Annotated in this window: 24 protein-coding genes and 1 tRNA gene; 14 read left to right on the forward strand and 11 right to left on the reverse strand. The window is 71.2% G+C overall.

From position 1 onward, the window contains the following. Positions 1 to 13: 13 nt before the first annotated feature. Positions 14 to 1,654 carry an ABC transporter substrate-binding protein gene (locus B3G12_RS05705; RefSeq protein ID WP_126874372.1) on the reverse strand — a complete coding sequence of 547 codons (1,641 nt, stop codon included), beginning with the start codon at positions 1,652 to 1,654 and terminating at the stop codon, positions 14 to 16. Between the two features lie 486 nt (positions 1,655 to 2,140). Between B3G12_RS05705 and B3G12_RS05710 the strand changes: the two genes are divergently transcribed. From B3G12_RS05710 to adhP, 3 genes are all read left to right on the forward strand, one after another. After that, positions 2,141 to 3,304, forward strand: a complete 1,164-nt coding sequence (locus tag B3G12_RS05710; protein ID WP_290499561.1) for a helix-turn-helix domain-containing protein — start codon at positions 2,141 to 2,143, stop codon at positions 3,302 to 3,304. 4 nt (positions 3,305 to 3,308) lie between these two features. Further along, complete coding sequence (locus B3G12_RS05715; RefSeq protein ID WP_290499562.1) at positions 3,309 to 3,491, forward strand: hypothetical protein; 183 nt, start codon at positions 3,309 to 3,311, stop codon at positions 3,489 to 3,491. A gap of 150 nt (positions 3,492 to 3,641) precedes the next feature. Continuing rightward, on the forward strand, positions 3,642 to 4,661 hold the full coding sequence (adhP, locus tag B3G12_RS05720) for an alcohol dehydrogenase AdhP (RefSeq protein WP_126874370.1): 1,020 nt from the start codon (positions 3,642 to 3,644) through the stop codon (positions 4,659 to 4,661). Between the two features lie 158 nt (positions 4,662 to 4,819). Here the strand turns inward: adhP and B3G12_RS05725 are convergent, their stop codons facing one another. Next, positions 4,820 to 5,479, reverse strand: coding sequence for a GAP family protein (locus B3G12_RS05725; protein WP_290499564.1), 660 nt, complete (start codon positions 5,477 to 5,479; stop codon positions 4,820 to 4,822). Between the two features lie 94 nt (positions 5,480 to 5,573). On the opposite strand from B3G12_RS05725, the gene B3G12_RS05730 reads away from it, so the two are divergent. Next, positions 5,574 to 6,173, forward strand: coding sequence for a TetR/AcrR family transcriptional regulator (locus B3G12_RS05730; protein WP_290499566.1), 600 nt, complete (start codon positions 5,574 to 5,576; stop codon positions 6,171 to 6,173). Here the strand turns inward: B3G12_RS05730 and B3G12_RS05735 are convergent. After that, the gene (locus B3G12_RS05735; protein ID WP_290499568.1) at positions 6,163 to 6,384 is read right to left on the reverse strand and encodes a hypothetical protein; all 222 of its coding nucleotides are present in this window, start codon (positions 6,382 to 6,384) and stop codon (positions 6,163 to 6,165) included. The two genes, B3G12_RS05730 and B3G12_RS05735, sit on opposite strands and share 11 nt — an antisense overlap. 70 nt (positions 6,385 to 6,454) lie before the next feature. After that, positions 6,455 to 7,090, reverse strand: a complete 636-nt coding sequence (locus B3G12_RS05740) for an endonuclease (protein WP_290499570.1) — start codon at positions 7,088 to 7,090, stop codon at positions 6,455 to 6,457. Positions 7,091 to 7,233: 143 nt separating this feature from the next. On the opposite strand from B3G12_RS05740, the gene B3G12_RS05745 reads away from it, so the two are divergent. Next, positions 7,234 to 7,716 (forward strand): pyridoxamine 5'-phosphate oxidase family protein, encoded by a 483-nt coding sequence (locus B3G12_RS05745; RefSeq protein ID WP_144941949.1) that lies wholly within the window; start codon positions 7,234 to 7,236, stop codon positions 7,714 to 7,716. Positions 7,717 to 7,902: 186 nt separating this feature from the next. Here the strand turns inward: B3G12_RS05745 and B3G12_RS05750 are convergent, their stop codons facing one another. Continuing rightward, positions 7,903 to 8,325 carry a rhodanese-like domain-containing protein gene (locus tag B3G12_RS05750; RefSeq protein WP_144941951.1) on the reverse strand — a complete coding sequence of 141 codons (423 nt, stop codon included), beginning with the start codon at positions 8,323 to 8,325 and terminating at the stop codon, positions 7,903 to 7,905. 48 nt (positions 8,326 to 8,373) lie between these two features. Here B3G12_RS05750 and B3G12_RS05755 point away from each other — a divergent pair, with 48 nt between their 5' ends. Further along, positions 8,374 to 9,579: a type III polyketide synthase gene (locus tag B3G12_RS05755; protein WP_145009690.1), complete on the forward strand. Its 1,206-nt coding sequence runs from the start codon at positions 8,374 to 8,376 to the stop codon at positions 9,577 to 9,579. 3 nt (positions 9,580 to 9,582) lie between these two features. Beyond that, positions 9,583 to 10,296 (forward strand): methyltransferase domain-containing protein, encoded by a 714-nt coding sequence (locus B3G12_RS05760; protein WP_145009686.1) that lies wholly within the window; start codon positions 9,583 to 9,585, stop codon positions 10,294 to 10,296. Positions 10,297 to 10,387: 91 nt separating this feature from the next. On the opposite strand, the gene B3G12_RS05765 is transcribed toward B3G12_RS05760, so the two are convergent. From B3G12_RS05765 to B3G12_RS05785, 5 genes are all read right to left on the reverse strand, one after another. Continuing rightward, entirely contained in the window at positions 10,388 to 11,200 is an 813-nt protein-coding gene (locus tag B3G12_RS05765) for a nitroreductase family protein (RefSeq protein WP_144941957.1), read from the reverse strand. Between the two features lie 3 nt (positions 11,201 to 11,203). Beyond that, on the reverse strand, positions 11,204 to 11,533 hold the full coding sequence (locus B3G12_RS05770) for a hypothetical protein (RefSeq protein ID WP_144941959.1): 330 nt from the start codon (positions 11,531 to 11,533) through the stop codon (positions 11,204 to 11,206). 175 nt (positions 11,534 to 11,708) lie between these two features. Further along, positions 11,709 to 12,281 (reverse strand): LppP/LprE family lipoprotein, encoded by a 573-nt coding sequence (locus B3G12_RS05775; protein WP_290499574.1) that lies wholly within the window; start codon positions 12,279 to 12,281, stop codon positions 11,709 to 11,711. A gap of 326 nt (positions 12,282 to 12,607) precedes the next feature. Continuing rightward, entirely contained in the window at positions 12,608 to 13,174 is a 567-nt protein-coding gene (locus tag B3G12_RS05780; protein ID WP_290499576.1) for an LppP/LprE family lipoprotein, read from the reverse strand. Positions 13,175 to 13,290: 116 nt separating this feature from the next. After that, entirely contained in the window at positions 13,291 to 13,971 is a 681-nt protein-coding gene (locus tag B3G12_RS05785) for an LppP/LprE family lipoprotein (protein WP_290499578.1), read from the reverse strand. Positions 13,972 to 14,256: 285 nt separating this feature from the next. Between B3G12_RS05785 and B3G12_RS05790 the strand changes: the two genes are divergently transcribed. The 4 genes from B3G12_RS05790 to nrfD all read left to right on the forward strand — a co-directional run bounded on the left by B3G12_RS05790 (position 14,257) and on the right by nrfD (position 20,603). Further along, complete coding sequence (locus B3G12_RS05790) at positions 14,257 to 14,604, forward strand: hypothetical protein (protein WP_144941966.1); 348 nt, start codon at positions 14,257 to 14,259, stop codon at positions 14,602 to 14,604. 166 nt (positions 14,605 to 14,770) lie between these two features. Further along, complete coding sequence (gene fdh, locus B3G12_RS05795; protein ID WP_290499581.1) at positions 14,771 to 18,223, forward strand: formate dehydrogenase; 3,453 nt, start codon at positions 14,771 to 14,773, stop codon at positions 18,221 to 18,223. After that, a complete protein-coding gene (locus B3G12_RS05800) occupies positions 18,220 to 19,491 on the forward strand; it encodes a 4Fe-4S dicluster domain-containing protein (protein ID WP_144941972.1) in 1,272 nt (423 codons plus the stop codon). The genes fdh and B3G12_RS05800 overlap by 4 nt, the downstream gene beginning before the upstream one ends. Then, a complete protein-coding gene (gene nrfD, locus B3G12_RS05805) occupies positions 19,488 to 20,603 on the forward strand; it encodes an NrfD/PsrC family molybdoenzyme membrane anchor subunit (protein WP_144941974.1) in 1,116 nt (371 codons plus the stop codon). Before B3G12_RS05800 ends, nrfD begins: the two co-directional genes overlap by 4 nt. A 120-nt stretch (positions 20,604 to 20,723) precedes the next feature. Here the strand turns inward: nrfD and selD are convergent, their stop codons facing one another. After that, positions 20,724 to 21,767, reverse strand: coding sequence for a selenide, water dikinase SelD (gene selD / locus B3G12_RS05810; RefSeq protein ID WP_290499584.1), 1,044 nt, complete (start codon positions 21,765 to 21,767; stop codon positions 20,724 to 20,726). A 110-nt stretch (positions 21,768 to 21,877) separates the two neighbouring features. Between selD and B3G12_RS05815 the strand changes: the two genes are divergently transcribed. The 3 genes from B3G12_RS05815 (at position 21,878) to selB (ending at position 25,320) form a co-directional block, all read left to right on the forward strand. Then, positions 21,878 to 21,972, forward strand: a tRNA-Sec gene (locus B3G12_RS05815). 250 nt (positions 21,973 to 22,222) lie between these two features. Then, complete coding sequence (gene selA, locus B3G12_RS05820; RefSeq protein WP_144941978.1) at positions 22,223 to 23,530, forward strand: L-seryl-tRNA(Sec) selenium transferase; 1,308 nt, start codon at positions 22,223 to 22,225, stop codon at positions 23,528 to 23,530. Beyond that, positions 23,530 to 25,320 (forward strand): selenocysteine-specific translation elongation factor, encoded by a 1,791-nt coding sequence (gene selB, locus B3G12_RS05825; RefSeq protein ID WP_290499587.1) that lies wholly within the window; start codon positions 23,530 to 23,532, stop codon positions 25,318 to 25,320. The genes selA and selB overlap by 1 nt, the downstream gene beginning before the upstream one ends. Positions 25,321 to 25,659: the final 339 nt, after the last annotated feature.

Below are 25,659 nucleotides of genomic sequence, written 5' to 3' on the forward strand. Positions count from 1 at the left end.
GCGCTGCGGGCGCTCACGAGGCGGGCAGCGGTTCCACGTCCAGGAACGTGGGAGTGTTGACGGTGGGCAGCGCGCGCAGGCCCTTGACCCCGGTGGAGTGCAGGAAGTGGTTCTGCTGGTCGTACAGGGGCAGGATCACCTGGGCGTCCGCGATGATCTGCTGGGCCTGCTCGTAGAGCTTCGCGCGCTCGTCCGCGTCCGTGGAAGCGCGGGCCTTGTCGAGCACCGTGTCCAGCTGCTCGTCGTCGATCTGGGCGTGGTTCGCGAAGTACCCGGACGGTGCGGGCTTGATCGAATCGGAGTGGTACAGGATCCGCAGCACGTCCGGGCCCACCTTGGTGTAGGGGGCGTCCACGAGCTCGTAGTCGTCCTTGCCCAGCGCGGAGTACCAGGACTGCAGGTCCACCGGCTGCAGCTTCACGTCGATGCCCACCTCCTTGGCGCCGGCCTGGATCTGCTCGAAAAGCGACTGCTCAGCCGGGATGGACTGGTTGGTGCTCACCGGGAAGCGCGCGGTGAGCTTCTTCCCGTCCTTCTCGCGGATGCCGTCCGAGCCCTTCGTCCAGCCGGCCTCGTCCAGCAACCGGTTGGCGGCGTCGACGTCGTGGGGGTAGGAGCCCGGCATGTCCTTGCTCAGCGGCTCGGTGGAGCCCAGCGCGGAGGTGGAGCGCGGCGCCGTGCCCATGAACAGGGACTGGATCCCGTCGTCCACGTTCGCGGCGCGGATGAAGGCCTCCCGTACCTTCTTGTCGTTGAACGGCGCGTGCCCGGAGTTCAGCTCGATGCGGTTGGAGGAGCCGGGGCGCGGGGCGTTGAGGTCCTCGAGCCCGGAGTTGTCCCCGGCCGCGGTGATGTTGTTGGGCTGGGCGTTGTCGATCACGTCCACCTCGCCGGAGGACAGCGCGTTGTACCGGGTGGTGGCGTCCGGGATGAAGCGCCAGACGATCTCCTGGAGCTTCGCCGGGCCGTCCTGGTTCGCGGCGTCCGCCGGGGCGGAGGTGTAGTTCTCGTTGCGCGTGAGCACCACGCGGTCCTGCTTGGTCCAGGAGTCCACCACGAACGGGCCCGTGCCCACGGGGGAGGCACAGTTCTCCTCCTGGGAGCGCTTGAGCGCGGTGGGGGACTCGATGGCGTTCCAGGGCTGCGCGAAGGACTCCAGCAGCGCGGAGTCCGTCTGCTTCAGGTGCACCACGGCCACATGGTCGTTCGCCCCGCGGGTGACGTCTGCGATCTGCTGGAAGGCCAGGTAGCCGGTGGAGGAGGCGGTGTCCGGGTCCAGCAGGTGGTCCACGTTCGCCTTCACGGCCTCCCACGTCAGGGGCGTGCCGTCGGTGAACTTCACGCCGTCCTTGAGCACGAACTCCCAGGTCTTCCCGTCCGCCGACTCCTTCCAGGACTCCGCGAGCCAGGGGATGATCTTGCCGTCCTTGTCCCGGCTGACCAGGGACTCGGCGAAGTTGGTGCCCAGCAGCGCCTGCGGGTAGTTGCCGCCCACGTGCGGGTCCAGGCACTCGGGCTCGGCGTCGCCGGTCGCGTAGTTCAGGGTGGTCCGCGTGCTCTGCGCGTCCTGGGCGCCGGAGCAGCCGCTCAGCGCAAGGGTCGCGGCCGCGAGGGCTGCGGGCAGGGCGAGCAGACGGGTGGTGCGGGTGCGCATGCTTCTCTTCTCCGTTCGGCGCGGGGTGGTCCACGACGTCGTGTGCCGGGCAGGGCGCGTCCCTTGCGGCGGGGGCGCTGCGTCCGGCCGCGCCCGGCGACGATCGGGCCGTCTCACGCCCCGGCCACCGCCCGCGGTGGGCCAGATCCACCCTACGTGCGATCACAGCTTCCTGGGAGGTCGCCGAACGTGTTTTACGCCGCACGACTGGCGCCTCCGGGGTCCTCCACTTCCGCGGCCGTGCGGGTCAGTCTGCACACCGTCGCGTTCGGGAGCTGGTGGTGTCACGCCGGGGCGAGTTGCCCCGGATCCTTGTACGGATTCCACGACCTCAGTAGGTTCGAGACGAGGTTGAGCGAGGCTCAACCCGCTCGGCTCGTTGGAGGTGAAGGGCATGGGCCACACCGTGGTCATCCCGCTGGTCCTGCGGGACGGGCGTGTCTGCACCGGTGCCCGCACCGCAGGGTGGGGTTTGGTGGTGAACTGATGTTCGACGCCTTCCTCTCCGACCACGACTACCAGCGCGAGGTGCGCAGGGCACACGCGGGGCTGGACCGCCTGGCAATCGACGGTGACCGCACCCCGGCGGTGCGGGACGTGGTGCTGCGCTCCTGGATCCGTTCCGTGCGCCACCTGGAGTCACCGGAGGGCGTCCTCGTCCAGACTGTCCACGAGCGGGCCAGCCTGGAGGAGGCACGCCGCGCCCACCCGTTCCACGACGTCCTGGGGCTTCTCCACACGCGGCTCGTCGAGCCTGCAACTCGAGCAGGGCTGCTCGTGGCACTCAGCGACGCCCACGGAACACTGCTGTGGGTCGAGGGCGGCGGAGACACCCGTCGCCGGGCCGAGGGGATGGGATTCGCACCGGGCGTGGACTGGTCCGAGGCCGCGATGGGGACCTCTGCCCCAGGACTGGCCATTGCGAGTCGAACGGGCGTCCAGGTCAGCCAGGCCGAGCACTTTGCGGCCCCGGCGCAGCAGTGGAGCTGCAGTGCGGTGCCCGTCCTGCATCCCGTCACGGGAGAGGTGATCGGCGTCATCGACGTCACGGGTGGCGAGGACGCGGTGTCGTCCCTCGTGCTGCCCCTTCTCGAGTGCACGTCCCAGGCCGTGACTCGAGAGCTCGGATCTCTGCTGGACCCGCGCGCAGCGGGTCGTGGGTGGGCAGACAGAGCGCGTGAGGACCTCGGCGGAACCGTGGCGTCTCGCGCGACGGCGGTGAACGCCGGGTTGCCTCGGACAGAGGCACCCACGGTCCGGCTGCGGGTCACCGGTGCCCCTCCCGCAACCATCGGCTGGGGAGGGCAGAGCCGGGACCTCTCGACCCGCCACGCCGAGTTGCTCACTCTGCTGCACTGGCACGCCGGCGGCCTCAGCGCGGCGGAACTCGCCGAGGCGTTGTGTCCCGGTGGCGGTCAGGAGGTCACGGTCCGGGCGGAGATCGCCCGTCTCCGCAAGGGGATTCTGCTCCACGGGGACGGCCTCATCGGCGTGGCATCCCGGCCGTACCGGTTGACAGGGTCACTGGTCAGCGACGTCGCACTGTGCCACCGAGCGCTGGGCCTCGGGGATCTCGCCGCCGCAATGCACCACTACCGCGGCCAGACTTCTTCCCGGTTCCGAGGCTCCCGGAATCAGGGAGATCCGTGACGAGGTGTCCGCGCTGCTGCGCGAGACGGTCCTGCAGGCGGGATCATGGTCGCAGCTGTGGCACTACTCGACCCTCCCGGAGGCCCACGCGGATTCCGAGGTGCTCATGGCCGTTCTTGCTCGGGCTCCCAGGGCTGCTCCGGAACGTTGCGCGGCCATCGTCCGCCTCGAGTCCCTCGAACGCTGAGATCCGACGTTGCAACCCTCCTGCAACCTTGCTCTCGGTAGCGTCGAAGGACATCACGGACCGGACGGTCGGACAGGGTGGACACGGACCTCGTCCACACCCGTCGTTCCCACCGGACGTGGACACAGAGAACTCAACGAGGAGTTGGACATGTCTTCCATGAACGCGGCAGTTGTCAAGGGATTCGGCGAGGACCTGGTCGTGGGGCCGAACGAGATCCCCGAACCCGGACCGAACCAGGCGCTGGTGAAGCTCATCGCCTCCGGGGTCTGCCACACGGATCTCCACGCCGCGGGCGGCGACTGGCCCGTCAAGCCGAAGCTCCCCCTGATCCCGGGCCACGAGGGCGTGGGCATCGTGGAAAAGGTGGGCGAGGGAGTCACGGAGATCGAGGTCGGGCAGATGGTCGGCAACGCGTGGCTGTGGTCCGCGTGCGGCCACTGCGAGCACTGCCGCCAGGGTTGGGAGACGCTCTGCGAGGAGCAGGTCAACGGTGGCTACGGCGTTGACGGCTCGTTCGGCGAGTACATGCTCGTGGACGCGCGCTATGCGGCCATCATCCCGGAGGGCGCCGATCCCTACGAGATCGCCCCCGTCCTGTGCGCGGGCGTCACCGTCTACAAGGGACTCAAGCGCACGGAGGTCAAGCCCGGTCAGTGGGTCGTGATCTCCGGGATCGGCGGTCTCGGGCACATCGCAGTGCAGTATGCGGTGGCCATGGGTATGCGCGTGGTGGCGGTGGACGTCGCCGACGACAAGCTCGCTCTCGCGAAGCAGCACGGTGCCGAGCTCACTGTCAACGCATTCGCGGAGGACCCCGCGGAGGTCATCCAGCAGGAAATCGGGGGCAGCCACGGAGTGCTCGTGACCGCGGTCCACCCCCAGGCCTTCGGGCAGGCGATCAACATGACGCGTCGCGGCGGGACGATTGTGTTCAACGGCCTGCCTCCGGGCGACTTCCCCGCTCCGATCTTCGACATCGTGCTCAAGGGACTCACGATCCGCGGATCGATCGTGGGCACGCGGCAGGACATGATCGAGGCCCTCGAGTTCTACGCGGCGGGCAAGATCCACCCCACCTTCAGCAAGCGTCCCCTCGAGGACATCAACGCCATTTTCGAGGAGATGTCACACGGCAAGATCGATGGCCGCGTGGTCATCGAGTACTGACCCGTAGCAGCCGAGCCGGCCACGGGAACGAGGGTGGTCCGGTGACCAGACCGCACGGCGTCGTCGTGCCTTGCACACCATGCCGACTGCCCCGGGGATCCCCCCCCCGGGACAGCCGGCACGGTGCCGTGGGGTGCTGACCGGTGGTGGAGGACTGACTACAGCAACGCCGCGAACCCCGTGCTGGCCATCCAGAAACCAACGATCCCGGCGATCCACAGCAGCGTGATCTTCGTCTGGTGCTCCAGAGTGGGGACGACTCGCTCGAGCCTGGGCCAGATCCGTTCACCCAGCAGCGCGGCTCCTGTGATCAGCACCAGCGCGGGGACGATCATCACGAGGCAGTACCCGGCTAGGAGCACGAGTCGCGCGGTCCATCCCACGGGCATGGCCGTGATGATGCCGTTCGCCGCGAGGTAGGGGACCATCGTGGCCGCCTCCGTGAGCGCCGCGCCAGCGCCGAGGACGATCATGGCCGCGGGATTCTGCCGGGACGGCACTCGGCCCAGCCCCTCCTTCTTGACGGGATCGGGAGCGAAGACCCCGTAGCCGAACAGGCCGAGACCGGCGATCAGCTTGAACCACTGGGCCGGCCGGCTCGCCCACACATCCGCCGCGAGATGCGAGAGCAGGTCGAAGCCCAGGGCTATGCCCACGCCGAGACCGAAGTAGATGAGCACGACCGTCGCGAAGTAGACCGCGAGCAGTACCGCGTCCACACGCCGGCGGGCGATCACGAGGACGAGCGGGATCACCAGGGTCCCCAGGCTCGTGCTGTCCAGCAGCGCCAGCCCGACCAGTGCCAGGAGATCGCCCATGCCCCTCCTCTTCCCATACGAACGTAAGATCCAAGAACGACAATACGTTTGTACGAGAGCGGGGGCAATACACTCGTGCGAGAGGTGAGGCGCGATGACCGGTGACCGAGACGTCCCTTCGGGCGGCGGGACGCGAGAGAAGATCGCCGAGGCCGCGATCCGGGTGATCGCCCAGCAGGGCTTCGACGTGGTGAGTGTGCGCAGCGTGGCCCAGGAGTCCGGGCTCTCGGCGGGTACCGTGCAGTACCACTTCAGGACCCGCAGGGACCTGCTGGTGGCCGCGCTCGAACGCTCCGTGGAGCGGCAGACGGAGCGTGTCGTGGCGGCCCGAGGGCTGCCGGGCTACCGGGCGTCGCTGTGCCGGACCCTGCGCGAACTCCTGCCGCTGGAGGGCGTCCGTCACGAGGATGCCGCGGTGTGGGTCAGCTACGGGGCCGCAGCGTCCACGCGTGACTGGCTTGCCGAGCTCTATTGGCAGGCCATGCGCACGTTCCACGACCTCGTGCGCGCGGCACTGGAGCGGGCGCAGCAGGACGGGAAGTTGCGGGACGGACTCACACCGGAGACCGCAGCTCCGCTCGTCACGGCACTGGTGAACGGTCTGACGATCGACCACCTGAATGCACCGGAGGAGGTGAGAGCGCGGGTCGAGACTGCGCTCGACCGTGGCCTGCGGCTGATCCTCAGTGACTGACTGACTGACTGACTGGCGACGACGCCCGGGCCGGCTTCGCCCGCCCCGCGGGGGTGCTGCCGTTCCCGGCCCCGGCGAGCATCACGAACCCCACGCAGAACCGGGCGATCGACAGCCCGTAGTCCATCACCTTCGCCACGACCATCGAGGTGATCGAGCGGAAGGCCCCGCCGTGGGACTGGGCCCGGAAGCAGCTGCCGTACTGCTGCATCTCCTGTCCCGAGGCCGAGTCGCCTCACCCGCTGCGCGCGGGTCACGGTGGTTGCCGGGGCGCCGTGCATTCAGCGCAGCGGGTCGCCCGCGCCGCGGTGCAGGGCCGTCCGCACCAGGCCGGAGGCCAGGACCGGCAGCTGGTCGGGACGCACGAGATCGGCCAGGCGGGCGGCCTCGTCGGGAAGGCCGAGCCTCACCGCGCCGGACAGTGCCTTCTTGTCGAGGAACGGGGCGAGGACGGGCCACACGCCCTGTGCCTCGCGGGCGAAGATCGCTGCGCCCGCGGGTCCGATGCCCGGGAAATCCTGCAGCCGTTCGAGGATCTGCCCGGGGCCGTCGCACGCGTCGCGAAGGCGGCGCAGGTCGCCGTCGTCGTCCTGGAAGAGCTGCTGCGCGCCATCGTGGAGCATCGTGGCGGTGCGTTCGTCGTAGCGTCTGTACCCGCCGCGACCCAGCGCCGCCAGCAGCGCGGGGCGCGACGCCCCACGCATCGCCTCGGGGGTGCGGAACCCTGCCGCGAACAGCTCCCGTGCGGTGGCAACGGCCGCGCCCGCGCCGATCCGGGCGGACAGCAGATTGGCCAGGACGAGCAGCTGGAACAGGGGAGCGGGCATGTCCGCCAGCTCAATCCCCGCCTCCTGCGCGTACGTGCGGTCGTGGCGCGCCAGCAGCAGCTCCACCATCTCCTCGTGCGATCGGCTCAAACGGAGTGCCTCCCTCCCCGGTCCGGGAACCCGTCGTGTTCCCTGTCAATGCTAATTAGACTGATGGTGCGTGCCGCGTCGGCAGGCCCGTGAGACCTCCGGCAGGACACGCGACCACAGCCTCAATTCGAAGGAGCGTCACGGTGGAAGACAACGAGCAGGTCCAAAAGGTCCGGGACATCATCAAGAGCACCCGCATTGCGATGCTCACGCACCTGGACGACGAGGGCCACCTGATCTCCCGGCCCATGGCCACCCAGGACGTGGACTTCGACGGCACGGTGCGCTTCATCGCCGAGCGCGCCTCGGCGCAGGGCCAGGCCATCCAGAAGAACCCCGAGGTGAACGTGGCCTACTCGGGCAACGGCGCGTGGGTCTCCCTGTGCGGCACGGCGCGCATCGTCAACGATCCGGACCAGCTGCGCGAACTGTGGAGCTCCTTCACGGAGTCGTGGCTCGAGGGCGGCCCGGAGAACCCGAACAACGTGCTCATCGAGGTGGACGGACACACCGCCGAGTACTGGGACGCCCCGGGTGGCAGCAAGATCACCCAGGTGGCCAACCTCCTCAAGGCCAAGGTGACGGGCGAGACGGTGGACGGCGAGAGCGGGGCCGTGGACCTCTGATCCACACGTTCTCGTCACGCCTCAGGGGCCGCGTCCGTTGTGCACGGGCGCGGCCCCTGTCGTTTCTGCGGATCGTCCGGGTCTGGGGTGCAGAGACACACTTGTGGACCGGGGACGACGCCGGCGGGTCCGCAATGATTGCCGGCCACCCGTTCTGCCGGCTCCCGCGACGTGGAGTGCGGCCCGTCAGGGGCGCACGTCCGGGGCGTCCATGGTGGTGGGCAGGCCCGCCTCCTGCCACGCCTCGAAGCCGCCGACGACGTCCGTGACGCGTGAGAGCCCCATCTCCCGCAGGGTCCAGGCGGCCAGGGAGGTCGCGTAGCTGTGGCGGCACACGAGGATCCACCGCTGCTCCGGTGACACCGCCTCCGGAACGGACCAGGCGAAGTCCGGGTCCAGCCGCCACGGCAGCACCGTGAGGTCGATGACCAGGGCGCCCGGGATGTGCGGGCCGTCCCCGCGGTGGGTCTCGGTGCGCACGTCCACGATGATCGCGCCCTGCTGCTGCTCCCGGTGCGCCTCTTCGGGGCTCAGCCGGTCGAGGTTCTCGCGCACGCGGTCGAGGAACTGCACGGAGCGGGGGCGGGTGTCGTCGGGATGCTCGGTCATGGCCCCAGGCTACGGCCCTGCCCGCTGTGAGGGTGCCTACCATGGGCCATGACTGTTCGCATGCTGTCGATCGCCACCGAGCTCCCGGACACGACGATCCGCCAGGAGGATGTCGCGGAGGTCTTCGCCGAGCAGCCGGGCATGACGCGGCTGGGCTCCCGCCTGGTCCGCGCCACGTTCCGCGCGGCCGGGGTGGACACACGCCACACCGTGCTTCCCGAGCTGGGCACCCTTGCCGACGCCGCACGGCAACGCCGGGGCGACGCCGTGCCGTCGGGTCCGGAGGGCACCGTTTGTCCGCACGAGGAAGGTGGCGGTGCGGCGGCGTCCTCGTTCGTGGCAGCCGCCGAGGGTCAGCTGCTCTCCCCGGGCACGCGCGAGCGCAACCGGATCTACACGGAGAACGCGCGGCGCATGTTCGTCTCGGTGGCGCGCGCCGCCCTGGAGCGCGCGCCGGTCGAGGCGGCGCACGTGACCCACGTGGTCACCGTGTCCTGCACCGGTTTCTTCGCGCCGGGCCCGGACGTGCGCGTGGCCAAGGATCTCGGGCTGCCCGCGGACGTGACGCGCACGCACCTGGGATTCATGGGTTGCAACGCGGCGTTCCCCGCCCTGCGGGCCGCGGCCACCGCGTGCCGCGCGGACCCGCGGGCCGTGGTCCTGGTGGTGTGCCTGGAGCTGTGCACACTGCACCTGCACGTGCGCAACGATCCGGACACCGTCATGGGCAACGCCCTGTTCGCGGACGGTGCGGCCGCCGCGGTGGTCAGCGCGCGGGAGGTCCCTCTCGCGGGGCCGAGCTTGGAACTGGTGGACTTCGAGACAGCACTCGCTCCCGTGGGAGAGGACGAGCTCGCGTGGAGCGTGGGGGACGAGGGCTTCGAGATGATCCTGGGCGCGTACGTGCCGCGGATCATCGACGACCACGTGGCCGATGCGCTGGCCCCGCTGCTGCGCCGCACGGGCGAGACAGTGGAGCACGTGCCGCAGTGGGCGGTGCACCCGGGCGGGCGCAGCATCCTGGACAAGGTGCAGTCGCGGCTGGGCCTCTCGCAGGAGCAGATGGCACCCTCCCGGAGCGTGCTGAGCGAGGCCGGGAACATGAGCAGTGCCACCATCCTGTTCGTGCTGGAGCGGATCCTCGCCCGCGGGGCTCCTGGCGCGGTGGCTGCCATGGCGTTCGGGCCGGGGCTGAGCATCGAGAGCGCGCTGCTGCGGGTGCTGCCCGGGCCCGCCGACGGTCAGGGCGAGTGACCCGTGGACCCGCTGCTGCGCCGTCGGGCCCTCAACGAGCCTGAGCTCATGGACGATCCCGCGTGCGATCCGCGGGCCCTGGACACCACCTACCGGATGTTCGGCGTCATCAACCCGCTCGTGGCCTCCTGGAGGGCGGTCTACGTGCGTGACCTCCGCCCGGTGCTGCGTGCCGCGGCGGCGGAGTCCCGCCCGGCCGCGGTCCTGGACGTGGGCTGCGGGGGCGGCGACGTCGCACGGGCCGTGGCGCGCTGGGCCGCCCGGGACTCGCTGGACGTGCGGGTCACGGGCATAGACCCGGACTCCCGGGCCATCACCTGGGCCCGAGCTCACGACCGCGGGACGGGAACCACCTACCGGGCGGAGTCCAGCGCGGACCTCGTGGCAGCGGGGGAGCGGTACGACGCCGTGCTCTCCAACCACGTGCTGCACCACCTGGAGGCGGCCGACCTGACCGGACTGCTGGAGGACTCCGCGCTCCTGGCCCGCGGAATCGCGGTGCACAACGACCTGCGGCGCTCACGCCTGGCATGGCTCATCTACTGGGCGGCCACCCTGCCGCTGGCTCGTGCCCGCACCTTCGTGCGCTTCGACGGGCTGCTGTCCATCCGGCGCAGCCGCACACCGGGCGAGCTGGCCGCGCTCATGCCGCCCGGGTGGCGGGTGCGCGGCCAGCGTTTCTTCCGCGTCCTGGCGGTGCACCGGGGAACGGACTGACCCGCGACCCCGACTGACGCGTGGACCCGACTTGCCCGTGGGTCGGGCTGATCCGGGGGCCGGTGCAAGAAGGGGGCAGACCGGGCCGGGGTCAGGTCGTACCGGGGCGGGAGTCCTCGTCCCACCCCAACTGCGGCGTGGCGCAGGTCTCCCGGAAGACGAACTGGGAGGGGTGCTTGCGCTCGCGGCTGGACCAGTCGATCGCGGGTCGGTGCGTGCTCTCGGGGACGTAGCCCAGCCGGTACACGGCCATGAGCTCCAGGTCCTCCGGGACATCGAGCAGCTCCACGATCCGCGCCCACTGGTGCGGTGCCTCCATGGGGAAGGAGACGAACTGGATGCCCATGCCCAGTTCCACGGTGGTCAGCCACAGGTTCTCCATGGCCGCGCCCATGCTGAACACGGAGTAGAAGCCCGAGAGCTCCTCAGGCCGGTACTCCCCGCGCTCCAGCATCACGCCGAGCAGCAGCGGGGAACCGGCAACGAGCTTGCGGTTCTCCTCGCCGAGGGTCTGCGGCACCCGCAACCGGTTCATGAGCTTCTGCCCGGACGGCGTGAACGCCCGGGAGGTGAACGGGCGCAACAGGGCGGGCAGCCTGTCGAAGAGCATGCCGCTGCGCAGGGTGTCCATCTCCTTCTGGCTGAAGCGGAAGTACTTCTTGTACCGGTCGAAGAACGTTCCCGCGCCCATCACCTCGGTCATGCTCTCGCCGCTGATGCGGGCGATCGTCCCGATGGTCTCCCTGTCCTCGACCAGCACGAACCGCCACGGCTGGCTGTTGAACTGGGACGGCGCCGCCGCGGCCGCGCGGATCAGCAGCTGCTGGTGCTCGGGGCTCACCGGATCCGGGCGGAACGGGCCGTTGGTGGTCCTGCGGTTGAAGACAGCGTCCAGGAACTCCATGGTTCACCTCCAGGCCAGCGCGAGGCCGGCCGCGTAGCACGGTGCCGCCGCGAGGGCGTCCCGCGTGTGGCGTGGCAGCGGGCGGGCGCCGTGGCGCTGCAGCAGGACGAGGGGGACGAGCGCGGGGACCAGGGCGAACGCCGTCGTCGACCCCTCCCGCAGCCCCGCCACCACGGCGGCCGCGGTGAGCGAGGACGTGCTCACGTACAGCGCGTGGTGCACCCACCGGAAGGGGGACGTGTCCACCCAGCCGAGCGCCGCGGCCGTGCCCAGCGCGCAGTTCGCGCCGTAGGAGCCCGCGGCGGCGGTCACGAGCGTGCGCACCAGTTCCACGGTTCCTCCCTCGACGGCGTCGTACCCCTCGCAGTCATCGTGCCACAGCTCACACGCGGGGCCGGGAAGCAGATGTCCGCCGGACACTGTCGGAACGACGAGGGCCGACCAGCGGTCTGGTCGGCCCTCGTCCTTCGTCACCCGGGGAACTGTCGAACCGCTGGGGTGGTGCTGGTCAGGCATCCCGCGGCGGGAACTCACCGGTGTGCACCACACGACCCGAGGCGGCGTCGTCGTGGAACTCGGAGACGGCTCGGCCCCGGGGTGCCGCGTTGGCGTCCCCCTCGATGGGGAAGCGGTATGTGACCCGCAGGGTGGCGTCGTCAACGCGCTCGACCTTGGGCTCGAAACCGAAGTGCGTCGCGGACGCGGTGCCCAGGTACCGGCCGTGGGAGAAGAGCACGATCGTCTGCGGTGAGGACGCCGTCGCACCGGCCACGGTCAGGGAGACCCAGGAGGGGCCCTCGCAGCCGCTGTAGGTGGACGCGTCAGCCTGGTCGACGGCCCAGCCCGGTGCGTTCGGCACGTCCGGGCCGTAGGGCGGGGGCAGCAGTTTTGCCGCCTGCTGCACGGCGTACTCGTTGGAGTCGTCGAGGCAGGGGTCGGCGGCTGTCTGTGCCGTGGGCGGCGCCACGTCCTGCGAGCCCGCACCCGATGCGAGGGCGGGAGCGGAGAGACCTCCGGCGAGCAGCAGTGCTCCGGCTATGGCGGCGGCGGTGCGAGTGGAAAGGCGTGTGAGGTGTCCCATGACGTGACTCCCTTGGCGTTTTCCGTACGGCCGTCACTCGACGACCTGTTGCCGCACTGGGGCTCGACCGCATGTGTGCAATAGAAAACACGGGAAAGGGGCTGCGTTTCGATGACCTTCGCGAGCCGTTCGCAGGTGGTCGTTCCTGCCGAGCGGGCATTCCTGGTCCCTGGCCAGGGTGCTGCCCCTGTCGAGCGCGGACCAAACCTGTGCGTCTGGGGGGAGACAACGGTGCAGGCACGACGTCGGGGCCGCCCACCGGTGTCCGGTGGACGGCCCCGACATGCAGGGCGTCAGGCGCTCCGGCGCCCTTGCCACGGGGAGGATCAGGAGTTCAGGTGGGGAGGCAGCTGGCCCTCCTGGGTGAGCGTCCCGGTGGCCTGGTCCCACGAGTACGTGGAGGTCGCCTGGCCGCGCGGGTCGGCATTGCTGTCGCCGGCCTGCGGGTAGTGGAAGGTCACGTCCAGCGTGGAATCGTCCACGCGGGCCACATCCGGGGCGAACCCGAAGGAGCCGTTGGTTGCGGTGCCCAGATAGGCGCCCTTGTGGAAGAGCATGATGGTGCTCGGGGAGGAGGCCGTGGCGCCCTCGGTCTGCACCGTGATCCAGGACAGCTCCGCGCACTGGTCGTAGGTGGAGGTGTCCACGTTCTTGGCGTCCCACGCGCCCTGGTCCTCGTGGTCCGCGCCGAACGGCGGGGTCAGCACGGGGATCCAGCGCTGTGCAGCCTGGTGACCGGTCTCAAGGCCGCAGTCGGACGCGGCGGAGGACGACGTCGCGGCCTCGGATGCCTGCCCCGAGGCCAATGCCGGGCCTGCAATGCCACCGGCCAGCAGAAGTGCTCCTGCGGCTGCGGCGGTGGTGCGGGTGGAAAGACGAGTGAGGCGTCCCATGAAGTGACTCCTTGGGTGTTTTCCGTACGGCCACCGGTGTGGCGACCTGGTTCCTCCATGGGGTCTCAGGCGCGACTGTGCAAAGGAAAACACGGTGTCACGGCCGTCGGGGGGTGTCAGCCGATGCCCGGGGGCCACTCGCCGGAGTGGTCAATGGACTCGGTGTCCGGGTTCCAGCTGTAGACGGAGACGGCGCGGCCGCTGGCTTCTGCGTTGCTCTCGTTGCCGCGGTTGTACGTGTAGGTGACCTGGATGGAGGAGTCGGACAGTCGCACCGTGGCGGGGTGGAAGCCGATGGGGGTGGCCGTCGTGGTGCCCAGGTAGTCGCCGTCGTGGAAGAGCATCTGCTGTCGGATGGAGGAGCCCGTCCCGCCTCCGGACAGGGTCACCCATGAGAGCGCGGCGCACGGGTCGTAGGTGCCCAGATCGTCAATGGTCCACATCGAGGGATCGTCCACTCCGGGCACCTTGTCGAGGTTGTCGTCGACGGCCTTCGTGGCACTGTCGGTGCCGCAGGACCCGGACAGTTCCGGTGTGGCCGACGACGTCGCCTCCTCGTCCGCACCGTTGGGCGCGTTGCTCGGTTGTGCCGTGGGCTGGGTGGCGGGCCGGGTGCCGTCGAGGGTGGACGGCGTCGTCGTCGGGGCCTGCGAGCGGATGCCCGAGGTGGGCGCGTTGCGGGCGGCGGTCGACGTCGCCTGCGGCTCCTGCGCGGACTGCGAACCGCACGCCGTGAGCCCGCCGAGGGCGAGCACGAGCAGCGTGGGGATGACGACGGCGTGGCATGTCCTGGGCATGGCGGGCCTCTCGGCGAGTCCTTGACCCGCAGTGGTGCGGGACTCCGCCGGAGGAGCGGAGTGCCCCAACTCAACCACCATATAGATGCAAAGTGATGCAACGCGGCCGTGTCGACGTCGTGCCACCAGCTTCCAGGCGTCGAAACGGTCCCTGAGCGGTACGGCACCGGTCTCGGACCCGCCCGCGGCGAACCTCCGCCGGGGCGGTGGAGGTGGCGCGCACGGCGCCGTAGTCTGGCGGTGCCCGTGACAGCACGCGGCTCCAGATCCCGCGAAGGAGCAACCATGACGCAGCCCATCCCGGACCCCAACCCGCTGGACGATCCCGAGGTGCACAACGAGATCCTCGGCAAGGACGAGTTCTCCGAGACCTCGGGGGACGAGGACGACGCCTGGGAGGAGGACGACGCCCAGTGGGGCCAGGACGACGACCCCCTGAAGCACCCCGAGGGCGCGGACGCCCGGCAGCTCGCGGACGACGAGGACCTCATGGTTGAGCCGGGTACGGACCCGGAGCTCACCGACCCGGAGGTCGAGCGGATGATCGACGACCCGCAGGCTGACGAGGAGGTCAACGAGTCCCTCGAGGACGCAGGCTTCGACAGCTCCGATCCCCTGGTGGACGAGGACTGACCGTCCGGGGGTGCCCTCTCCAGCAGCGGAGGGGGCACCCGCCCGGGTGACCGGACGCCGCGGCGTCGTCGATCACTCCGGACGCGGCGGTCGGCGCCCCGCGGGGAGTGGACACGGGAAACACGTGGTGCGCAACCGTGTCCGGGCGGAGGTCTATCCTGTTCCCATGACTCGTTTCAGCCCCCTGGAGTGGCCGGTCATCCGCCAGCTCCGCACGGGGGACCGCACCGGCCGCAGCTCTGCGGTGGAGTCCCAGCACACCCGTGACCTCACCGCCCGCACCGCCACGGCGGACCGGGTGGTGCAGAGCATCTGTCCCTACTGCGCGGTGGGCTGCGGACAGAAGGTGTACGTCAAGGACGAGCGCGTCATCCAGATCGAGGGTGACCCGGACTCGCCGATCTCCCGCGGGCGGTTGTGCCCCAAGGGCTCCGCGAGCGAGCAGCTCGTGAACTCCCCGGGCCGCCAGACCCAGATGCTCTACCGGGCGCCCGGCGCCTCGGAGTGGCAGCCCCTGGAGCTTGACACCGCGATCGACATGATCGCGGACCGCTTCCTCGAATCCCGACGCCGAGGCTGGCAGGACGCGGACGAGGACGGCCGTCCGCTGCGGCGCACCATGGGCATCGCGTCCCTGGGCGGCGCCACGCTGGACAACGAAGAGAACTACCTGATCAAGAAGCTGTTCACCGCGGCAGGGGCGGTGCAGATCGAGAACCAGGCCCGGATTTGACACTCCGCCACGGTTCCCAGTCTGGGAACCTCGTTCGGTCGCGGTGGCGCGACCCAGTCCCTGCAGGATATGGCCAACGCCGACTGTATCGTGATCCAGGGCTCCAACATGGCCGAGTGCCATCCCGTGGGCTTCCAGTGGGTCACGGAGGCCAAGGCGCGCGGTGCCAGGGTCATCCACGTGGACCCGCGCTTCACACGCACTTCCGCGGTCGCTGACAAGCACCTGCCCATCCGGGCGGGATCGGACATCGTGCTGCTCGGTGCGCTCATCAACCACGTGCTGAGCAACGACCTCTGGTTCCACGACTACGTGGTCAACTACACGAACGCCTCCAACCTGATCAGCGAGGACTTCGAGGACGCCGAGGACCTGGACGGACTGTTCTCCGGCTACGACGAGGAGAGCGGCGGCTACCACCTGAAGTCGTGGGCGTACCAGACCGAGGACTCCGAGGGGCAGGACTCCCGCGGAGAGGCGTCCGACGACGCCGCGGGCCGCGGCGTCGACAACCACGTCTTCGGCGTCGAGCACGAGCACGCCAAGGGTGCCAAGCAGCGGGCCGAGGCCGGTGGCGACAAGTTCGGCAGCGGCGGCGCACCCGTGGGCGGGGGCGCTTCAGTGCGGGACGAGACCCTGCAGCACCCGCGCACGGTGTTCCAGATCCTCAGGCGCCACTATGCGCGGTACACGCCGCAGATGGTGCGGGAGGCGTGTGGCATCTCGGAGGCGGACTTCGAGTACCTGGCACGCTCCGTCACGGAGAACTCCGGACGGGACCGCACCACGTGCTTCGCGTACGCGGTGGGCTGGACCCAGCACACGCTGGGAGCCCAGTTCATCCGCACCGCGTCCATCCTGCAGCTGCTGCTGGGCAACATGGGCCGGCCCGGTGGCGGCATCATGGCGCTGCGCGGGCACGCGACCATCCAGGGCTCCACCGACATCCCCACCCTGTTCAACCTGCTGCCCGGCTACCTGCCCATGCCCTCGGTGACCCAGCAGTCGTTCTCCGACTACGTGGACGGCATCCGCACCACGGAGCAGAAGGGCTACTGGGCGAACGCAGAGGCGTACGCCGTCAACCTGCTGAAGGCGTGGTGGGGCGATGCCGCCACGGCCGAGAACGAGTGGGCGTACGACTACATCCCCCGCATCAACGGTGCCCACGGCACCTACCAGACGCTCATGGCCATGCTCGAGGACAAGGTGGAGGGCTACTTCCTCCTGGGGCAGAACCCCGCCGTGGGCTCGGCCAACGGACGGATGCAGCGGCTGGGCATGTCCCACCTGAAGTGGCTCGTGGTGCGGGACCTGAACATGATCGAGTCCGCCACGTGGTGGAAGGACGGCCCGGAGATCGCCTCGGGGGAGCTGAAGACCGAGGACATCCAGACCGAGGTCTTCTTCATGCCCGCGGCCACGCACGTGGAGAAGTCAGGCTCGTTCACCCAGACCCAGCGGCTCGTGCAGTGGCGCCACCAGGCCGTCACCCCGCCCGGGGACGCGCAGAGCGAGCTGGAGTTCTTCTTCGAGCTCGGCAAGCGCATCCGGCAGCGGCTCGCGGACTCCGAGGATGCGCGGGACCGTCCCCTGCTCGACCTCACGTGGAACTACCCGCTGGACGAGCAGGGTGAGATCGATCCGGTCTCCGTGCTGGCCGAGATCAACGGCCGATTCGAGACCGGAGAGGACGCAGGGGAGCCCCTGAGCAGCTACGGCCAGATGACCGCGGACGGCAGCACGTCCGGTGGGTGCTGGATCTACGCGGGCATCTACGCGGACCGCGTCAACCGGGCGGCCATGCGTGTTCCGGGGTGGCAGCAGGACGAGATCGCCTCGCAGTGGGCGTGGGCCTGGCCCGCGAACCGCCGCATCCTCTACAACCGCGCCTCCGCGGACCCGCAGGGCAGACCGTGGAGCGAGCGCAAGAAGCTCGTGTGGTGGGACGAGGAGAGCCGGCGCTGGACGGGAAAGGACAATCCGGACTTCCCCGTGGACAGGGACCCCTCGGCGCGGCCGGGACCGGACGTCGCCGGGCCTGACGGCCTGGCGGGCAACGACCCGTTCATCATGCAGGCGGATGGCAAGGGCTGGCTCTTCGCGCCCAAGGGCATGCTGGACGGGCCCCTGCCCACGCACTACGAGCCGCAGGAGTCCCCGGTTGCCAATCCGCTGTACGCGCAGCAGCAGAACCCCACCCGGGTGATGTTCCCGCGGGAGGACAACCTCTCCGCGGCCAGCGGTGACGCACCAGGCACGGACGTCTACCCGTTCATGTTCACCACGTACCGGCTCACGGAGCACCACACGGCCGGCGGCATGAGCCGGTGGCTGCCGTACCTCTCCGAGCTGCAGCCCGAGATGTTCTGCGAGATCTCGCCGGAGCTCGCGCAGCTGAAGGGGCTGGAGCCCTACGGGTGGGCCACCATCGTCTCGCCGCGCTCGGCCATCGAGGTCAGGGTCCTGGTCACGGACCGCATGACCCCGCTGACCGTGGCGGGCAAGACCATCCACCAGATCGGCCTGCCGTACCACTGGGGTGCGGGCACGGACGCGGTGGTCACCGGTGACGGGGCGAACGACCTGCTGGGCATCACGCTGGACCCCAACGTGCAGATCCAGAACTTCAAGACGGGTTCGTGCGACATCCTCCCCGGGCGGCGGCCGCGCGGTGCGCGGCGCAACGAGCTGGTGCGGGAGTACCAGCAGCGGGCGGGCCTCACGGTGCGCACGGGCATGGAGCGCATCACGGATCCCGAGCGGGAGCTCAACCAGGATCCGCTGCGGGCACGCGACAGCGGTGACACCGCTGGCCGGTCCACGGCCTACCGCCCGGGGGTGCACCCGGAAGACCACCCCGCGGACCAGGAAGAGGACACGTGAGCACGGACCGGATGACGCCCACCTCGGCCTTCGAGGATGACACCTTCTGGGAGCACTCCCACCCGCGGCGCGGGTTCTTCACGGACACCTCCATCTGCATCGGCTGCAAGGCCTGCGAGGTGGCGTGCAAGGAGTGGAACCGCAACCCCGCGGACTCGGACTACCAGATCCTCGGTTCCTCCTACGACAACACGGGCGGGCTCGGCGCGGACACATGGCGCCACGTCGCGTTCATCGAGCAGTCCCACGAGCGGATCGAGGAGGCCCGGGAGTCCGGGCGCGCCCTCGTGAGCCTGGGGATGCCGCGGGTGGGACCCCCTGCGACGTCGCCCGCGCCGTCGTCCGGTGGGTGCGCATGCGGCTCCGCAACCGGGGCCGACGCCGCGGCGGCGGCCACCGCTTCGCAGGGCGGGGCGTGCGGCTCGGGCGCGTGCGCGTGCGGTTCCACTCCGGACCCGGTCGACGCCGACGCGGCGGGGCCCGGGTGCGCGTGCTCGTCGCAGTCCACGCCGGGCGTCACCGCGCCCCTGGGCTGCGGCTCGGGGGGTGGCTGCGGCGGTGGCGCCGCGGCGTCGTCGACCCGCGGCACGCACGGCACGGACGCGGACGACTCGCCCGTGCTGGACACCCCGGACTTCCGCTGGCTCATGTCCTCGGACGTGTGCAAGCACTGCACCCACGCCGGCTGCCTGGACGTCTGCCCCACGGGGGCGCTGTTCCGCACGGAGTTCGGCACGGTGGTGGTGCAGGAGGACATCTGCAACGGCTGCGGCACGTGCGTGGCCGGGTGCCCGTTCGGTGTGATCGAGCGCCGCAACGACGGTCTCGTGGAGCCCAAGACTCAGCGCGGCGCCCCGCCCATGCCGGACACCGTGAAGGTCCCGCAGGACGGCATCGCCCAGAAGTGCACGCTGTGCTACGACCGCATGAAGAACGACCAGACCCCGGCGTGCGCGCAGGCGTGCCCCACCACGTCCATCAAGTACGGCGAGCGGGAGAGCATGCTCGAGACCGCCCAGCACCGCGTGACCCAGCTGCACGAGCAGGGCAGGACCGAGGCGCGGTTGTACGGCGCAAACCCCAGGGACGGCGTGGGCGGCACGGGCTCCATCTTCCTGCTGCTCGACGAGCCGGAGGTCTACGGCCTGCCGCCGGATCCCCGCGTGCCCACCGCGGACCTGCCGCGCATGTACAAGCGGGCGGGCGCCGCGGTGCTGGGGATGCTGGCGCTGGGTGCGGTGGCCTTCACGGCGGGTGACCGCGCATGAGCATCTCGCCCTACGACAGCTACCGCCCGCCCGAGGAGCCCCACCGCAAGCGGCGGCGCCGCAACCGGCCCGCCGGCGGGGGTGCCTTCCGCCGCGGTGGTGGGGACGGCTCCCGCGAAGTGGCCATGGTGCCCGAGCCGGAGTTCACCTCCTACTACGGCCGTCCGATCGTGAAGGCCCCGCCGTGGGACTCGAAGATCGCCACGTACCTGTTCCTGGGAGGGCTCTCCGGCGGCTCCGCGATCCTGGCGCTCGGCGGCTGCCTCACGGGCAGGTCCGCCATGCGCCGCAACGGTCGGCTGGCGGCGCTGACCGCGGCTGGGCTGGGCGGCATCGCACTGGTGGCAGACCTCGGGCGCCCGGAGCGCTTCCTGCACATGATGCGCACGTTCAAGCCCACCTCTCCCATGAGCGTGGGCTCGTGGGTGCTCGCGACGTTCTCCACGAACGCGGGGGTGGCCGCGGCCGTGGAGCTGGACCGCATGACGGGAGAGCGCCTGCCGCTGGGCCCGCTGCGCCCCGTGCTGCACGCGCTGGAACTTCCCACGAGTGTGGCCGCCGGTCTGCTCGGGGCGCCCATGGCCACGTACACGGCCATACTGCTCAGCGACACCTCTGTGCCCACGTGGCACGAGATGCACGGCCACCTGGCGTTCGTGTTCGCGTCCTCGGCATCCCTGGCCTCGGGCGGGCTGATCCTGCTCACCACACCCACGTCAGAGACGGGGCCCGCGCGCTTCTTCGCGGTGGCCGGTGTGGCCGGTGAACTCGTGGCCATGCACGTGATGAAGGGTGAGATGGATCCCGTGACGGTGGAGCCCCTGGAACAGGGCAAGCCCGGTGAGTGGCTGGAGTGGAGCGAACGGCTCTCGATCCTCGGGGGTCTCGGCGCGCTGCTCGGCGGACGACGCCGCTGGGTCGCCGCGGTCTCCGGCGCCGCCTTGATGACGTCCTCGGCGCTCACCCGTTTCGGCGTTTTCTGGGCCGGCAAGGAGTCCGTGAAGGACCCCAAGTACACGGTGATCCCGCAGCGCAACCGCCTCAACAAGCGGCGCGCGGCGGGTATCACCGACGACTCGATCACCACGGGCCCGCAGCACCCGGAGGGCTGAGACCACGCTTCCGCGCGGCTGCCGCCGGATGGTGCGCCCGCCGCCACCGCAACGGTCTCTTCACCGCGTGCTGCGGTGGCGCGGACGAGCAGGCGCCGCACCCTCGGTTAAGCTCACGCCTCAGCGCACGGTGACGAAGGTCTGCGCCGCCTCCGGAAGCACGGTGGTCTCGCCGATCACCGGGTATCCCGGGACCTCGCCGATCACCAGAAGCCCGCCGGAGGTCTGGGCGTCCGCGAGCAGCAGGAGTGTCTCCTCCGGGACGTCGGCCCCGGCGGTGAGGGAGGGACGCACCCAGTCCAGGTTGCGGCGGGTGCCGCCGGAGACGAAGCCGTCCCGCAGGGCCTCCGCCGCGCCGTCGACCAGGGGAACGGCGGCGGCGTCGATTGTGGCGCCCACGCCGGAGGCCCGGCACATCTTGTAGAGGTGGCCCAGCAGGCCGAAGCCGGTGACGTCCGTGGCGGCCTCCGCCCCGGCGGCCAGTGCCGCCTCGGACGCCGACTTGTTCAGTGACGTCATGGTCTTGATGGCCGCAGGGAAGATCTCACCGGTGGTCTTGTGGCGGTTGTTGAGCAACCCCACGCCGATCGGCTTGGTGAGGGTGATCGGCAGACCGGCCCGGGCGGCGTCGTTGCGCATCAGGCGCTGCGGGTCCGCTGTGCCCGTGACGGCCATGCCGTACGTGGGCTCCGGAGCGTCGATCGAGTGCCCGCCGATCACCGGGCAGCCCGCCAGCTGGGCCACGTCCAGTCCACCCTGGAGCACCTCCGACATCAGCTCCATCGGCAGCAGCTCGCGCGGCCAGCCCACCAGGTTGATCGCGACGACCGGGGTGCCGCCCATGGCGTAGACGTCCGAGAGGGCGTTGGCGGCGGCGATCCGCCCCCAGTCGTACGCGTTGTCCACCACGGGGGTGAAGAAGTCCGCCGTGGAGAGCACAGCGAGGTCCGGGCGCACGAGGACGGCCGCGGCGTCGTCGCCGTCGTCCAGCCCCACCAGGACGCCCGGCGCGTTCTGACCGGTCAGTCCGCGAACCGCGTCCTCCAGCTCTCCCGGGGGAATCTTGCACGCGCAGCCTCCACCGTGGGCGTAGCTCGTGAGCCGGCCGGTGCCGGATGTGGAATCGGGGTCGGAGACGGACGGGGACGCGGGGGAGTTGCTCATGGGCCCAGTGTAGGAACGGCCGCGGACACGCTCTCCCGCGGTGCTCGTGCCGCGGCGATCAGCGGGCGGGGCGGCTCGGGGCGTCCGGGGCCGGTGATACATTCGCTGGCGGAGGCGTACGTGTCCTGGTGGGCGCCCCGGTCTTCAAAACCGGTGAGACCGAGCACCTCGGTCTGGCGGGTTCGATTCCCGTCCGCCTCCGCCACCGTTGGGTGCAGGCACGTCCGGGACGGCGACGCCGCCGTGCCCGGCAAGGCCCCTGCAGCCGGTCCCGTGCGCACGCCCGCCCGCGGCCCGAGTCACCATGCTCGCCGCGTACTGAGCAAGCACACCCGGCACGGCCCGGGTGACCGCCCCCGTCGCGGCCTGGGTGACCATGCCCGGCACGGCCACGAGACCGCACGCACGAGAACCATCCACGGCACCGCTGCCACCGTCGAGATCCCAGGAGCACCGTGAGCACTCAGGACCCCCGCCGCCGGATCCCTCGCACGGACCGCGTCCTCGCGGAGCCCGAGGTGGTGCGCGCCGGGACCGGACTGGCGGACGCCGCCGTGCGCCGCGCCGTCGTCGCCGCCCAGGACCGTGCCCGCGCGGGGGAGATCGCCCCGGAGGACGTGGTGGGCGCCGTCGTCGCCGCGCTGACGGCCCAGGGCCCGAGCTCCCTGACCCCGGTGCTCAACGCCACCGGCGTGGTCGTGCACACCAACCTCGGCCGGGCCCCGCTCTCGGACGCCGCCCGGCAGGCGGTGCTCGACGCCTCCGGCTACGTGGACGTGGAGCTCGACCTGCGGTCCGGGCAGCGCTCGAAGCGCGGGGTCGGGGCGCGCCAGGCGCTGCTGGAGGCGTGCCCGGCCGCCGAGGACGCGCTCGTCGTGACCAACGGCGCGGCTGCCCTCGTGCTCGCCACCACCGCGCTCGCCGCGGGCCGCGAGGTGGTCATCAGCCGCGGCGAGTTCGTGGAGATAGGCGCGGGGTTCAGGCTCTCGGACCTCATGGAGTCCACGGGCGCACGGCTGCGCGAGGTGGGCACCACCAACCGGACGCACCTCGCCGACTACCGCGACGCCCTCGGCCCGGACACCGGGTGCCTGCTGAAGGTGCACCCCAGCAACTTCCGGGTGGCCGGCTTCACCTCCTCGGTGCCGCTGCGCGAGCTGCGGGCGCTCGCGGACGAGCACGGCGTGCCGCTGGTCGTGGACGTGGGCAGCGGGCTGCTCACCCCGGACCCCGCGTTCCCGGACGAGCCGAGCCTGTCCGAAGCACTGGAGGCCGGGGCGGACGCGGTGATCGCGAGCGGGGACAAGCTCTTCGGCGGGCCCCAGGCCGGTCTGCTGCTGGGCCGCGCGGAGACGATCACCCGCCTGGCGCGTTTCTCCCTGGCCCGGGCGGTGCGTGCGGACAAGCTCACCCTGGCGGCGCTGGAGGCCACGCTGCGCGGCGGGCCCACTCCCGTCGCCCGGTCCCTGCACGCGGACCCCGAGCGGCTGCGCGAGCGCGCGGAGGCACTGGCCAGCGTGGTCGGCGCGGAGGCGGTCCCGCATGACGGCCGCGTGGGCGGGGGCGGCGCACCGGGGGTGCCTCTGCCGGGCTGGGCGGTGCGACTGCCGGAAGCGGCCGCCGAGGCGCTGCGGCTGGGCACCCCCGCGGTGCTGCCGCGCGTGCACGACGGCGCGTGCCTCGTGGATCTGCGCTGCATCCCGGAGGCGGACGACGCCGCACTGACCGACGCCGTGCGCGCCGCGCTGGAGGGACTGCGCTGATGTACGTGGTGGCAACCGCCGGTCACGTGGACCACGGCAAGAGCAGGCTCGTGCGGGTGCTGACGGGTATTGAGCCGGACCGCTGGGACGAGGAGAGGCAGCGCGGGCTCACCATCGACCTCGGCTTCGCCTGGACCGCGCTGCCCTCGGGGCGGCACGTGGCGTTCGTGGACGTCCCCGGGCACGAGCGCTTCCTCGGCAACATGCTTGCCGGTGTGGGACCGGCACCCGTGGTGTGCTTCGTGGTGGCCGCCGACGAGGGCTGGCAGGAGCAGTCCGGCGACCACCGGGACGCCGTGGCGGCCCTGGGGATCAGCGACGGGCTGATCGTGGTCACCAAGGCGGACCGCGCGCCGGAGCGGGTGGCCGACGTCGTGGCCCAGGCCCGCGCGGAACTGGCGGGAACGGGACTCGCCGAGGCCCCCGCCGTCGTCGTGTCCGCGCAGGACGGCACGGGGCTCGACCGGTTCCGCACCGCGCTCGACGACGTGCTGGCCCGCGTTCCCGCTCCTGACCCGGACGCGCGCGTGCGGCTGTGGATCGACAGGACGTTCACCATCTCGGGCGCTGGGACCGTGGTCACGGGGACGCTCACGGCGGGCACCCTGCGCGCGGGGGACCGCATGGTGCTGCGCGGGGCCGCGGGGGAGCAGGACGTCACGGTGCGCTCCCTGCAGAGCCAGAACACGTCCGTGCCGGAGATCGGGCCAACGAACCGCGTGGCCGTGAACCTGCGCGGCACGAGCAAGGACACGATCCACCGCGGGGACACGCTGCTGACCCCGCGGGCCTGGCCGGTCACCGACGTCCTGGAGGTGAGGAGGGAGCGCGGGGAGCCCTTCACGGAGGTCCCGGAGCAGGTGGTGGTGCACGCCGGAACGGCCGGGGTGGGCGCGCGGCTGCGACCGCTGGACGCCGAGCACGCCCGCCTGCAGCTCGACCACCCGTTGACGCTGGTGCCGGGGGAGCGGCTGGTGCTCCGCAGCCCGGGGGCGCGCGTGGCGCTCGGTGGTGCTCGCGTGCTGGACGTGGACCCCCCGGCTCTAAACCGCCGCGGTGCCGCGTCGCGGGAGGCGGCGCGGCTCGCGGAGATTCCCGAGCACGGGGACCCCGTGGCCGAGACGGTCAAGTACGGCGCGGTCTCTGCCGCCCGGCTGCGGCTGCTCGGATTCCCCGCCGAGGCCGCACCCGCCGGTTCGCCCGTGCTGGTCACGGACGGATGGTGGATCCACACCCCGCACCTGGACCGGTGGGCTCGCGAGCTGCGCGACGCCGTGGCGGCCCTGCGTGCGCGGGAGCCCCTGGCCCCGGGACTCTCCCGCGGTGCCGCGGCCACCGCACTGGGGGAGCCCGCCGCCCACGTGCTGCGCGCCGTCGTGACCCGTGCCGGTCTGGAGGAACGGGACGGGTACCTGCTCGTGCCCGGTCACGGGGGCGGGCTGGGCGCGGCCGAGACCGCCGTGGCCGCACTCGAGGACAGGCTGCGCGCCACCCCCTTTGCTGCGCCCGAGGCCTACGAGCTCGACGACCTGGGACTGGGATCCCGCGAACTGGCCGCGGCGCAGCGGCTTGGCCGGCTGCTGAGGCTGCCCGGCGACGTCGTTCTGCTGCCCACTGCCCCCGCGCTCGCCATGCGCGAGCTCGCCCGCCTCCCGCAGCCCTTCACCACGAGCCAGGCGCGGCAGGCGTGGGGGACCACACGCCGGGTGGCGATCCCGCTGCTCGAGCACCTCGATGCGAAGGGCTGGACCCGCCGGGAGGACGGCACCACCCGCAGCATCGTGCGCTGAGGAGCCGTGGGGCGACGACGCCGCGCGGCGGCCGGCGCGGCGGCTGCCGGTTCGCGCTGCGGTCCGGGGCACCGGGGGACCGTCCGCGTGACCTGCGGCAGGACGTGTGGCCCACTGACATGCAGGACGTGGCGCCCGACCTGTCGCGGGCCCTGCCACAGGCCGTGAGTGTGTCGGACGCCCCGCGTAGGATGACCGACACCGAACGCACCCCGTGGACCCCAGCGGTCCCCGACCCAGCCAAGGAGAAGCCATGACCGAGAACCCCGCACAGGAGCCCGGTGAGCAGAACGCCCAGCCGCCGCTCGAGAACGGCACGCCGGATGCGGCTCAGAACGG

The sequence above is a fragment of the Kocuria sp. UBA5001 genome (assembly GCF_002398425.1).
Classification (GTDB): Bacteria; Actinomycetota; Actinomycetes; order Actinomycetales; family Micrococcaceae; genus Kocuria; species Kocuria salsicia.